We start from the raw sequence: 11,639 nt of genomic DNA on the forward strand, positions 1-11,639 counted from the left end.
CTCCTTCAGCGTCACGGCATCGTCGGGGCGCAGCTCATCGGGATGGACCATGACCCAGCGGGTGACGGTGCGCGGGCGTGGGATCGGGCGGGGTGGTGGCGGGGCCACCGCGTTGGCCTTCAGCAGTCGTACGTACCAGTAGACAGGACTCGCGCTGCCGCGGTAGCCCTGTGCGGCGACCTCGCGAAACAGCTGCGAGGCGTTGTGACAGCCGTCGCCGGTGACGCGCTGGTGCAGGTAGGGCTTGAACCCGTCCAGCAGCGCACGCCGATGGGCGGCCGAGGCCAGCAGTTCCTCCAGTCCGGCGGCGCGCGCGTAGCGGCGCACCGTGTAGTAGTTGAGGTCCATGTCGCGGCTGATTCCCGCAACGAGCGGCCCTCGGCCACCAGTTGCTGGACCGTCGCACAGCGTTCGGCGGTGCGGGCCACCAGGGAACGCGGACGGCCGCGCACATCGAGCATGCGCTCGCGCGGTGCCGACACCTCGCCGGCCGCTTCGCCGAGCACCGGGGCAGGCGCAGGCTCGGCGAGGGCGGTCTTGACGCAGGTGTGGTGGGCGCGGACGGTGGCATCGGCCGCCTCGGCCAGGTTGTGCCACAGGTGCCAACGATCGGCCACGTCCAACGCCGGCGGTGCTCCGGTCCGGATGGCCTCGGCGCGGATGGCCTCGGCGTAGGCGCGGGCGCGGTCTCGGCACACCACCTCGATCTCGGGGTGGGCGGCCAGCCACGCGGCCACCGGCTCGGCCTCCCGCCCTTGCAGCACGTCGACCGGACGGCGCGCCTCCAAGTCCACGACGATCGTTGCGTGGCTGGCGCGTTTGCGCAGCGCGAAGTCGTCCACAGCCACCACTCGCACCGCTCCAACCTGCGGCTCCGGCGCCGCGCGCACCAGCCGCAGCAGGGTGTCTTTGGCCACGGGTAAACCCAGGCGGGCGGCCAGCCGGGCACCCGCCCGCGCTGCCATCGCCACCGCGACCGAGACGAGCGCGCTGCGCAGCAGCGGCGTGAACCGGGCGTGCGGGCTGGTCGCCCCTCCACCTGTTCAGCGAACGTCACCGCCCCACAGTCCGCGTTCCCGCACTTGAACCGGCGAACCGTCAAGGCAAGCACTGTCCGAACTCCGCCCAGTGCGATATCGGCCAACCGCCGGACGTAGCGGCCGTGTACCCGGACGGAGGCCTGCCCACAGCGCGGGCAGTTGCCTCCCTCAGCCCGAACCCGAGCGTGCAGCGCGACTACGCCCGCCACCCACTCGATCACGTCCACGACAATCCCAGCCAGTTGCGGGAGAAGATCTTCAACGCACGCCGAGCATGATCAACTATCGAACCACTCGCCGAGCCTGACCGCCGCGGCGGTCCTACCCGACCCCGGGCTGAAACGCCCAGCGCGACCCGACCGGCCGTCCCCCTGCAACACCGCGCCCTTCGCCTGGCGGCGAAACTCGGCACGGGTGATCCGGCTGCGGACTTCACGGTCCCGGAGGGAAGACGCCCTGGCCTGGAGTGAGGATTCCGTCGGGGTCGTAGCGTTCGCGGGCCGCCTTGAAGTCGGCCCATGCGGGGCCGTAGTGGGTGCGCCACTCCTCAGGCGTGGTGGGTATGGAGCCGACCGGGTACTGGTAACCCCCGACGGCTCGGGCGCGCAGGTAGAGGGAACGGTTGGCCTCCACCATGTCCTGCGGGCTCTCGGCTCCGGGCGAGGCGGTTCTGAGCAGTGTGAAGAGGAAGACCGTCTCCTCGTCGGGCACGCGCAGCAAGGGCAGGTGCAGGCGGGCGCGGGGGAAGGGATAGAGCAGGACCACGCCGCTGGCGCCGACCTCGGTCTCGGTCAGGTCCTTGATGGCGGCCTCCACGAAGGCGTCGGTGCGGCTCGCGGGCAGGAACATGTTCCACCAGGGGTGCGGGCGGTACCACTCGCCTGTGGACTTCAGATAGGCGACGCCCGCGGCGAGCCGGTTGAGGAAGTCGAAGTAGGACATGTCCTGGATCTGCCGGTCGACGGGCTGGTCGCCCAGACCGTCGAGAAGCCTGGCGTCGTCGGGCGCGGTCGTGCCGTTGAAGAAGGCGACCGCTTCAAGCTGGTAACTCCAGCCGGCGGGGCCGGTCGGCAGCCCGAGCTCTCCCTCCACGTAGGCGAAGCGGCCGTCGTTGACCACGCGCCGCTGGTCGGCGGTCAGCGCGGCGACGCTCGGGTAGGAGAGCAGGTAGTGGCGGACCGTCGCGGGGGCGGGCAGCAGGCGCACGGTGGCCTTGGTGATGATGCCGCACTGTCCTCTGCCGGCCAGCGCCGCGTGGAAGAGGTCGGGGCGCGACTGCGCGGAACACCTCCTCAGGCTGGCCTCCCCCGTGACGACCTCCAGCTCCACGACGCTGTCAGCCTGGGATCCGTGGTGGTGGGTCTGGCCGCCGAGACCGCCCACCGAGAGCGTGCCGCCGACCGAGAGCTCCAGGTAGTCGGTGAAGACCGGAGGGGTCAGGCCGTGGGCCAGGGTCGCCTGCGCCAAGCTGCTCCAGAGCGCGCCCGCCTCCACGACGGCCGTGTCCTCTCGCACCTCAATCGCGTTGAGCGGGGTCATGTCGATGATCAGACCGCCCGCGACCTGGCCCTGACCTAAGGTGGCGTGTCCCTGGCCGCGTGCGGCCACCTGGAGGCTGTGCGTCCGGCAGTACTTCATCATCGCCATGATGTCCGACACGGCGCCGGGCTCCAGTACGGCCCCGGGGGTCCGATGGATCAGGTGCCCGAAGTCGTCGGCCGCTTGGCCGCGCGAGGCGGGATCGGTCATTACCTTGCCCTTCAGCGGCGGCAGGTCGACCATCCCCTGAGAGTGGGCGGCGTCGGTGACCCATGTGCGCGTTGACGGGTCGAAGCCGATCACGGCCGCCCCCGCCGTGAGGAAGGTCTGTCTCCACGGATGCCACGTCATACCCGATCCTTTCGCCGCGCGATCATGTCGCGTCGATAGTCTCCGACGGCACCCGGCGACGCTACCCGAACGAAACTGGATGACAGCCACAAAAGGGTTACTACGGCGCTGCGGGCCTCGACGGGCGAGCCGTGGGGCAGGCGAGCATCATCGGGGCAGGATGGACCGATGGGTTTCGCGTGCCTGGCCGGCCTGCATCGCCCTCGCCCCGCGTGGTCGCATCGTCGCTGCAACATGCTGTGAAGATCAGCCAACGTGCCACACGTGAAAGAAAAGATCATCTCGCTCTGACCAGCGAGAAGAGGTCGTCAACCCGAGATAACAATCGACCTGCGGCGATCTTCTACCTTGTCCCCCAGTGACGCCGACCCGAGAACCGGGCCGACATGGCGGTCGAGCTGTACTGGTGATCGCGATTTGACCTCGAGTTCGGTTGAGGTTGCATGCTGAGACCGACATCAGCTGAACAGAGGAGAGTGTTGTGCGTGCGGTGTGGCTGAAGGAGTTCGGCGGGCCCGAGGTGCTCGTACCTGGAGACGCCCGCGATCCGGTCCCGGGGCCGGGGCAGGTGTTGATCGACGTCGCCTACGCCAACATCACCTTTGTGGAGACCCAATTCCGGTCAGGCGCCCCGTCACCGTTCAAGCCGGAGCTGCCGATGATCCCGGGCAACGGCGTCGGGGGCATCGTCACGGCGGTCGGCGAGGGCGTCGACTCCGGCCTGGTCAGCCGTCGGGTGGTGACCTCCACGGGGGGCTCCGGCGGCTATGCCGAACGGGTCGCGGTGGATGCCTCCGGGCTCTTTCCCGTCCCCGACGGCCTGGAATTGGACGACGCGGTCGCGCTCTTGGCCGACGGGCGTACCGCGACCATGATGATCCGGGCGACCGCACCACAGCCCGGGGAACGGGTTCTGGTCGAGGCGGCGGCCGGCGGCGTGGGCTCGCTCCTCGTGCAGCTCGCCAAGTCGGCGGGCGCCACCGTCGTCGGAGCGGCCGGGGGCTCGCGCAAGACCGGTGTGGCCCGCGACCTGGGCGCCGACGAGGTGGTCGACTACACGGCTCCGGGCTGGACCGACGAGGTCGACCCCGTCGACGTCGTTTTGGACGGGGTCGGCGGCGACATCGCTCGGGCCGCCTTCGAACTGCTCGGCCAGGGCGGGCGGATGGTCAGCTTCGGGCTGGCGAGCGGAGAGTGGGCCGACATCGAGGCGGAGGCCGCTGGTGCGCGCGGCATCACGCTCGTCCAGGCGAAGCCCACCCCGGAGATGATGCGCGAGTACACCGAGAGCGCCCTCGCCGAGGCCGCGGGCGGACGGCTGCGGCCGCTGATCGGGCAGCGCTTCCCCCTCGACCGGGCCGCCGCCGCGCACGCCGCCATCGAGTCGCGCGCCAGCGTCGGCAAGACCCTGCTCGAGGTGCGCTGATGCTCAAGGTCGGCGTGAACCTACCGTCGTTCGGCGTGGATGAGACCGCTGGGGTGCGCGAGCATGCCCGGCACGCCGAGGAGCTCGGCCTGGAGTCGATCTGGGTCGGTGACCATCTGATCCCGGTGCGGCCGTTCCTCGACAGCACCATAGTGCTGGCCACGGCCGCCGCCGTCACCGAGCGCGTCAAGATCGGCTTCGGGGTGATGGTCTTGGCGCTGCGCCCGGCCGCCTGGGCCGCCAAGCAGATCGCCAGCCTGCAGCACCTGTCCGGCGGTCGGGTGCTGCTCGGCGTCGGCTCGGGCGGCAGCGTGCACGGCGACGCAGCCTGGCGGGCCGTCGGTATCTCCTACGCCGAGCGCGCGCAGCGCACCGACGCCGCCCTGGAGATCCTGCCGAGCCTGGTCGAGGGCAAGCCCACGAACGTGAACGGCGAGGTGATCACTCTCTCTCCGGGCGCGACGATGCCGCCCGTCCTCATCGGCGCCGGCCCCATGCGCCGAGCCGCCCGTTTCGCCGACGAATGGTATCCGGCGTTCTCCACGCCGGCTGAGATCGCCGAACAGACCCGCCGACTGGCCGGCCTCGCCGCCGAATACGGCCGCCCGGCGCCGCGCGTCACGATCGGCCTCAGCGTCGGTCTCGGCGACCTGCCCGCGTCGGTGATCGACGCTCAGGCCCGGTCGCTGATGGAGTACGGGATGACCGAGGAGGAGGCCCGTGGTGGCCTGGTCACCGGCCCACCCGCCGCGGCCGCCGAACGGCTGGCCGCACTCGCCGAGGTCGGTGTGCACCGCGTCATCGCGATGCCGTTCCCCGCCGACCGCCTCCGCCAGAGCGAGCTGCTGGCCGAGACCAACCGCCTCCTCAACCCCTGAAGATCTGGACCTGCCGCTCGGGTCCGTACCACCAGCCTCAAAGCGGAGGGCCAGGTTCTGCTCCCCGTGGGCAGGCGCTGATCGGGCCAAAAGGCGCTTCCGGAACAAGTGCCGGCTGGACGCACGCAGTCCCCGGCCACGGGTATTGACAGCGGGTCTTACGAAACGGGCAACGCCCGCGCATTGATCACAACATCACAGACTCCAGTAGCCGACAGAATCCGATTGGGTCAGACCAGTTGTTCGAGTTCGGCCAGTTGGGAGGGATCGCGCAGGAGGCCGCCGAGGATGAAGCGGGCGCCGGCGCGGGCGAGTTGTTCGGGGTCGCCCTGGTCGTACTGTGCGGCGTACTCGATGTGAGCGAGGGTGACCCCGGCGAGCATGGTCTGGCCGAGGGCCGGGTCGATGGCGGTGAACTCTCCGCTCTTCACGCCCTGGTCGATCAGCGAGCGCAGGGCCTGGTAGAGGACGTCGAGTTTGTCGGCCCAGTGGGAGAGCTCCGGAGAGAGCAGGACGTCATTGGCGTAGACGCCGGACAGGACGAGCGGGAGGCGGTGCAGGGCCGCCAGGTCCCCTACGACGTAACGGTACAGCCGCTCGGCCGGGGAGCCCGGGGAGTGCGCCGCGCGGTCGGCGGCCGCGAGGGAGTCGTCGAGGCTGAGGGCGAGCAGTTCCTCGAGGATCGCCTGCTTGTTGGGGAAGTGGTAAAACAGCGTGGGCTGCCGCACCCCCACGGCCTCGGCGATCTGCCGGGTCGAGGTGCCCCGGTAGCCGTGGCGCCGAAATAGCGCCGCGGCCTCGGCGAGGATCCGCTGCCGGGTGTCGGTGCTGGCGGCGAGTTCGGCCGCCTGTCCTACTCGTGCCACTGCCTCAGCGTATCCGGGTTCTGTCCACACTCCATTCCAAGATCCCCGGCCGGTCGTAGTGGCCAGTGACGTCGAGGTCGTGCTTGAACGCGACGGTCTCGGCGAGGTTGACGTCGGCGACGACCAGGTCAGGGCCGTAAACTGGCCCGACGCGCCACTCCCCGTCAGGGCCGATGACCCCCGAGCCGCCGGGGAAGAAGATCTCATCCCGCACGTCGGCGCCCACTCCCTGGGCGTAGGCCCGGTGAAGCTGCTGCGGCACGGAGTCGACCGGGAGGTAGGTCGCGGCGGCGACCACGAAGCAGCGTCCCTCGAACGCGTAGCAGCGGGAGGCCAGCAGGTGCGGCTCGGGCATGTCCGGCCAGAGCGCGATGTGGACCTGTTCGTCGTCGGCGTGCAGCGCCTGCCGCGCGACGGGATGCCAGTGCTCCCAGCAGATCAGGCCGCCCACCTTCCCGGCAGGGGTGTCGTGGGCGCGCAAGCCGTGGGCGTCGCCGGGGGTCCAGACGAGCCGCTCAGTGTGGGTCGGCAGCAGCTTGCGGTGGACGCCGAGGATCTGCCCGTCCGGACCAATGGTGATCATGCTGTTGTAGAGCGTCGCTGCGGTGGGGCGGGCTCGTTCATTGAAGCCCATGACGACGGTCACGGCGTTGCTCGCCGCCGCGTCGCACAGGACTTGGATGTGCGGCCCCGGCACGGTGGCGCTGGCGTTGACCAGTTTCGTGAACCAGCGCCGGGCCTCGGCGTCGTCCCAGCCCGCCAGGCCGAAGACCCAGGCCGGGTAGCCGCCGAGCCAGGTTTCCGGGAAGACGACCAGATCGGCGCCCAGAGCCGCGGCCTCGGCGATGTAGCGGGAGGCGCTGCTGACTCCGGCGTTCAGGTCGAGCAGGTGCGGGGGTCGCTGAACGATGCAGATACGGGTCATTTTCCCTACCAGTTGATGATGGCGCGGGCCGCCACCCAGGTCCATGCGAGCGCGAAACCCGCGAAGCAGGCCCATTCGACAATCTGGAGTGACCGCGAGCGGTCCACGAAGTCCGGCCACCACGCCAGGGCACCGGTGGACAGCGCGGTGTAGTAGCCGGTGATGAGCAGGATGATCGACGCGCCGAGGTCGACGACCCCGGCGGCGTCGGCCGCCACGAAGACGGTGCCGATGATGAGGGCGTCCACGTGGCCCTGGCGCAGCCGCGGCAACTGCTTGATGCCCGCCCAGCCCTTGGGCTTGGCCATGCATGCGTAGAGCAGCAGTCCCGACCAGGCGCCGATGACCAGCAGGACCAGCCCGCCCGTGCCGAGAGCGTTCATCGCCGACGCCCCGAAATGAGGATGACGGCCAGCGCGAGTACGGCGATCGCGGCGAAGACCCACACGCCCGCCCAGACCTGCCAGGCGGGCGCACCGGGCGATGCAAGCTCCGCGCGCGGCCAGGCGATGTTGACGGTTTCGAACGCCAGCCAGCCGAACGCGACCAGGTTCACCGGTGTCCCGGTCCGGCTCAGACGGAGCGATCCGGCGGGCCGCCAGCGCCCGGTCAGCCGCGCGTAGAGGGCGGCGGCCACGACCAGCAGGAAGGTGATATAGAGCCCGCCGGTGCCGAAGGTAATCATCGTGCCCATCGCGCCGTCGTTCAGGCCGAGCAGCAGGCCCGCGCCGGCGCCCAGGGTCACGGCGGTCATCGCGGCCAGCGGCACCCGACTGCGCGGGGTGACCCTGGCCAGGTAGCGGGGCAGCTTGTCGTCCCTGGCCAGGCCGAAGGCGACCCGCCCGAGATAGCCCTGCATCGACACCAGGCAGGCCAGGAACGTGGTGACCACGATGGCCAGGAACGGTTTGGCCGACCACGCGCCGAACGAGTCGATCACGGTGGGCGTGACCGGATCCGGCACCTCGCCCCTGGCCAGGGCGCCCAGGTCCTTGGAGGCGAGAGTGACCGCGACCGCCACGAGGATCACCGCGCCGCCGACGACAGCGGTCGCGGCGGCGATGGCCCGTGGCACGTTCGCCCCAGCGCCCCTGGTCTCTTCGGCCACCGACGCGCTCGCGTCGAAGCCGACGAATGCCCAGCCGCACACCGCCAACGTGGCCAGGAACGAGCCGCCAGTTCCCGCGGTGTCGAAGAGCACCGAGAAGTCCTGCTCCTGGAAGAAGAGCAGCAGCGCCAGCCCGATGACCACGGACCCGATGATCTCGGCGGCGATGCCCGCATTAACGATCGTCCGCATGACGCGGACGCCGTAGCCGTTCACCAGGAGCGCCAGGGCCAGCAGCCCGGCCGACACCAGCAGCCTGGTCGCGCCGCGCGGCTCGGCGCCGGTGAACAGCAGGCTGACCCAAGGCGCCGCCAGGTAGGCTACCGTGGCCAGCGCGGCGGTCACCGCCGCCAGATAGACGATCCCGGTGAACCAGGCGAAGCGCGGACCGACCAGCCTGCGCGCCCACTGGTATGGCCCACCCGCCACCGGAAACTCCGAGGCCAGCTCCGCGTATACGACCGCGACCAGGAGCTGCCCGGCCAGCGCCACCCCGAGCATCCACAACCAGGCGGGACCGCTGAGCAGCGAGCCCAGCGAGAAGATCGCATACAGGCCCACCACCGGTGCCACGGCCGCCACACCGATCGAGAACGTGGAGAAGACCCCCAGCCCCCGGCGCAATTGTTGCTGGTATCCGAGCTGTTCGAGCCGGGTGTCGTCAGTCTTCATAGGAACCTCTCTATCGATTGATAGAGAATCGTTCGTCAGTTCTTCTGAAAAGTCAAGAGGCGCTCTCAAGCGCCCGGCCCAGGGCTGGCTAGGGGTCCCGGTAGCAATGAGGAAACTTTCAACGAAGAGCGCGGTACCGGGCTGGGTGGGGAGTTCAGCGACATCCGGACCTGGTTCGTGGTGGAGGGCGACGCGGCTTCAGCGTTCCTGGCCTCCGGCCAGCTTTAGGGATCAGGAAGCCGTGCACAGCACGCTGCGCCAGACCCCCGTCCGGACGGCGGGCCGAGGGCCTCGCGGTCAGAGCAGGACGGTTTGCTCGTAGTCAGGAGGGTCGAAGTGAGTGACCAGATCGGCGTTGATGAGACCCGTTGCGGTGACGAGTGCCTTCTCGCGGGCGTTGCGTACGAAGATCCGTGTGGAGTCAGACAGTCGCCCCAGCGAGTACGGGCAGGGTCTGGCCACTCCGTAGAGGCGGTGGCCGGCGTAGAGAGCGATGCCGTAGGCGTGCTCGCTCATGCAGAGTACCGCGATGCGGGCCAGGAGTTCGGTGAGCTGAGTAGTGGACAACTCGTCCCACCATTGCTGTGCTGCGGCTTGCTCCCGGCGGTCGCGCTCGCGGCGTGCCGCCTCTTCTTGCCGGGTCTGTTCCTGCTGTTGACGCTCCTGTTCGCGGCGCTGTGCCGGCACCATCCACCGATCGCCAGCCGTTGGCGGGTTCGCCGGTGTCACAGCGATCGCAGGGACCGCGCACAGCCACAGGACGCGGTCACGGGAGCTGACCCAGCAGACGTCGATGCCGTCGTCGGCATACCGGTCGGTGCGCATCTGGATATCGGCGCCGGTGATCGGAGACAGTTGCGCCTCCCACGCCGTCTGGCGGCCGTGCGTGGTGGAGGTCGCCATCACATCGGCCCGCCAGGAGCCGTCGGGCGCCGGCAGTTCCAAATCGGCCGACCAGCCCGCACTGCGGATCGCCTCGGCTGGGGGTTCTTGTGGCGGGTCTTGCCCATGACCTCCCGCTCCGGCCCCGGAAACGGGACGTCGAGATGGGGTGGACGCCACCGGTCGCGTGTCCGCTGCCGCTGTAACAGGCCGGCCAGGCCGTCCGTGGCGAACCGCATGGCGGCATGAGCCGTTTCGGCCCGCAGGTGGGGGTGAATCCGGTCCTAGTATGGCGCCATCGCCGCCTGGTGGCAGGCGTGCACCGCCGTCGTCAGCGCGAGCCGTGCCTGGCGGTCGTCGGCGTCGAGGCCACGTACGGGCGCGGGAAGGACCTGCCGGTTCGGCAGCGTTTCGAGCCGCTCGCGCATCCAGTGGACAGGTGCCGTCCGCACGGTGTCCAGGGCCTCGTCGAGGTCGGGCGTGTGCCCGGCCAGGGCCGCCAGATCGAGCGGGATCCGGCTGGCGGGCGTGAGGAACCGCATGACGGGCAGGGCTGAAAAACCTTGCCGGCTTATGAGGCGCCCGGTAGGGATGGGCAGGCGAACATCGAACCGGATCAGCCGGTGGCCCTTGTCGTCGGCGCCTCGTCGGGGGTGGGCCGGGCGACCGCCGAGGCTCTGGCGAGAAGAGGTCATGCCGTATTCGGCACGAGCCGTACACGGTCGCGCGTGAACAGCCCGGACCTCACCCCATTGGAGCTCGAGGTCGGCAGCGAGGATTCGGTCAATTCGGTTCCTCGGAGTCCACCGCGTGGTACGCGCGATCCTGCCGGCCATGCGCCGGCAGGGCAGGGGCCGGCTGATCCTGATGAGTTCCAGTGCTGCCGTCTCCGCCATTCCCTTTCACTCCCTCTACTCCGCGAGCAAAGCCGCACTCAACCACTACGCTGACGCATTACGCGACGAGGTCGCGCCCTTCGGCATAGAAGTGGCGTGCATGGAGGCCACCAGCGTACGCACGGGGGCGGCGGACTCCATGATTACGGACGAGCCGATCCACGCCTACGAACCCCGGCGAACGCGGGTCGTCGACCGCTTCCGTCAACTCCAGCACGACGGGCGCTCACCCGAACCGCTCGCCCAGGCCATAGTGCGTGCCGTCGAATCCCGGAAAATGCGCCACGTCTATCGCGTCGGACCACGGGCCCCGGTTCCTGCCGGTCCAGCGTTCCGTGCTGCCCGGACCTGCGTTCCGCCGGGTCTACGGTGGCTTCTTCGGTTTGACGCGGACTCGCTGAAACCCTCCCGCTCACAGGTCCGCGGTCCGGCGATGCGCCAACCATCCGGATACCGGCAACGCCCTCCATGCGCAACTCGCATCCCAGTCAGACCGCCACCATGGCGTCCTGGCGCCCACCGCGCTTGAAGCTGCCCGGTTCAGCGCCGTGCCTTACATACCTGACAAGATCATCTCGCTCTGACCTGGGAGAAGAGGCCAGATCCCAAGATAACGATTGCAGCGCGTGCAGCCGCTCGTTCTCCGCCCGCCGCACCTCGCCGACTCCACCGAGGCCCACAGCCGCGCCGCCACGGACTGGCGCACCTCGGCCTCGCACGCGCCGAAGTCGCGGTAGCCCAGCAGCTCGTGGATCTCCCACGCGTGCTCGTAGGCGGTCTTGGGACGCTGGCCAAAGTCGGCCAGGCAGGACGGGTCGAGGTCAAGCTGCTCGGCGACGAAAGCGACCGCGCCGGAAGGCACCACGAGCGGGTCCTCGGTCAGGAACACCCCGAGCATCCGGACCGTCCCCCACTGCACCGCCCACCCCAGAATCGTCGCAGGGCGCCGCTTGCTCGCCAGAGCGTCCAGGGCCGCACGGTCCAGCCGGAAGAACTACTCCAGCTCCGCCGGTGAGGGCTCCTCAGGGAAGCGACCATAGCGGGCGATCTGCTCAT

At 69.7% G+C, this 11,639-nt stretch carries 12 protein-coding genes and 1 pseudogene; 3 read left to right on the forward strand and 10 right to left on the reverse strand.

Annotated features, from left to right (window positions below; genetic code table 11):
* Positions 1 to 119 precede the first annotated feature (119 nt).
* The 3 genes and pseudogenes from ABZX61_RS31620 to ABZX61_RS31630 form a co-directional block, all read right to left on the reverse strand.
* On the reverse strand, positions 120 to 965 hold the full coding sequence (locus ABZX61_RS31620) for a transposase (protein ID WP_355199941.1): 846 nt from the start codon (positions 963 to 965) through the stop codon (positions 120 to 122).
* A gap of 125 nt (positions 966 to 1,090) precedes the next feature.
* Positions 1,091 to 1,267 (reverse strand): annotated as a pseudogene (locus ABZX61_RS31625) (transposase family protein); the annotation flags it as partial.
* A 205-nt stretch (positions 1,268 to 1,472) separates the two neighbouring features.
* Positions 1,473 to 2,930 carry an FAD-binding protein gene (locus tag ABZX61_RS31630; protein ID WP_355199789.1) on the reverse strand — a complete coding sequence of 486 codons (1,458 nt, stop codon included), beginning with the start codon at positions 2,928 to 2,930 and terminating at the stop codon, positions 1,473 to 1,475.
* A gap of 481 nt (positions 2,931 to 3,411) precedes the next feature.
* On the opposite strand from ABZX61_RS31630, the gene ABZX61_RS31635 reads away from it, so the two are divergent.
* On the forward strand, positions 3,412 to 4,356 hold the full coding sequence (locus tag ABZX61_RS31635) for a zinc-binding dehydrogenase (RefSeq protein WP_355199790.1): 945 nt from the start codon (positions 3,412 to 3,414) through the stop codon (positions 4,354 to 4,356).
* 35 nt (positions 4,357 to 4,391) lie between these two features.
* A complete protein-coding gene (locus ABZX61_RS31640; RefSeq protein WP_355199791.1) occupies positions 4,392 to 5,234 on the forward strand; it encodes an LLM class flavin-dependent oxidoreductase in 843 nt (280 codons plus the stop codon).
* A 230-nt stretch (positions 5,235 to 5,464) separates the two neighbouring features.
* Here the strand turns inward: ABZX61_RS31640 and ABZX61_RS31645 are convergent, their stop codons facing one another.
* The 6 genes from ABZX61_RS31645 to ABZX61_RS31670 all read right to left on the reverse strand — a co-directional run bounded on the left by ABZX61_RS31645 (position 5,465) and on the right by ABZX61_RS31670 (position 10,229).
* Entirely contained in the window at positions 5,465 to 6,100 is a 636-nt protein-coding gene (locus ABZX61_RS31645) for a TetR/AcrR family transcriptional regulator (protein ID WP_355199792.1), read from the reverse strand.
* 4 nt (positions 6,101 to 6,104) lie between these two features.
* Entirely contained in the window at positions 6,105 to 7,025 is a 921-nt protein-coding gene (locus tag ABZX61_RS31650) for a carbon-nitrogen hydrolase family protein (protein ID WP_355199793.1), read from the reverse strand.
* Positions 7,026 to 7,030: 5 nt separating this feature from the next.
* On the reverse strand, positions 7,031 to 7,408 hold the full coding sequence (locus ABZX61_RS31655) for a hypothetical protein (RefSeq protein WP_355199794.1): 378 nt from the start codon (positions 7,406 to 7,408) through the stop codon (positions 7,031 to 7,033).
* Entirely contained in the window at positions 7,405 to 8,805 is a 1,401-nt protein-coding gene (locus ABZX61_RS31660) for an APC family permease (protein ID WP_355199795.1), read from the reverse strand. The genes ABZX61_RS31655 and ABZX61_RS31660 overlap by 4 nt, the downstream gene beginning before the upstream one ends.
* Positions 8,806 to 9,102: 297 nt before the next feature.
* On the reverse strand, positions 9,103 to 9,750 hold the full coding sequence (locus ABZX61_RS31665; protein ID WP_355199796.1) for a hypothetical protein: 648 nt from the start codon (positions 9,748 to 9,750) through the stop codon (positions 9,103 to 9,105).
* A 221-nt stretch (positions 9,751 to 9,971) separates the two neighbouring features.
* On the reverse strand, positions 9,972 to 10,229 hold the full coding sequence (locus ABZX61_RS31670; RefSeq protein WP_355199797.1) for a hypothetical protein: 258 nt from the start codon (positions 10,227 to 10,229) through the stop codon (positions 9,972 to 9,974).
* A gap of 235 nt (positions 10,230 to 10,464) precedes the next feature.
* Between ABZX61_RS31670 and ABZX61_RS31675 the strand changes: the two genes are divergently transcribed.
* Positions 10,465 to 11,112, forward strand: a complete 648-nt coding sequence (locus tag ABZX61_RS31675; RefSeq protein WP_355199942.1) for an SDR family NAD(P)-dependent oxidoreductase — start codon at positions 10,465 to 10,467, stop codon at positions 11,110 to 11,112.
* A gap of 24 nt (positions 11,113 to 11,136) precedes the next feature.
* On the opposite strand, the gene ABZX61_RS31680 is transcribed toward ABZX61_RS31675, so the two are convergent.
* On the reverse strand, positions 11,137 to 11,568 hold the full coding sequence (locus ABZX61_RS31680; RefSeq protein WP_355199943.1) for a DUF4158 domain-containing protein: 432 nt from the start codon (positions 11,566 to 11,568) through the stop codon (positions 11,137 to 11,139).
* Positions 11,569 to 11,639 lie beyond the last annotated feature (71 nt).

Source organism: Nonomuraea sp. NPDC003709 (genome assembly GCF_040610775.1).
GTDB classification, from domain to species: domain Bacteria; phylum Actinomycetota; class Actinomycetes; order Streptosporangiales; family Streptosporangiaceae; genus Nonomuraea; species Nonomuraea angiospora_A.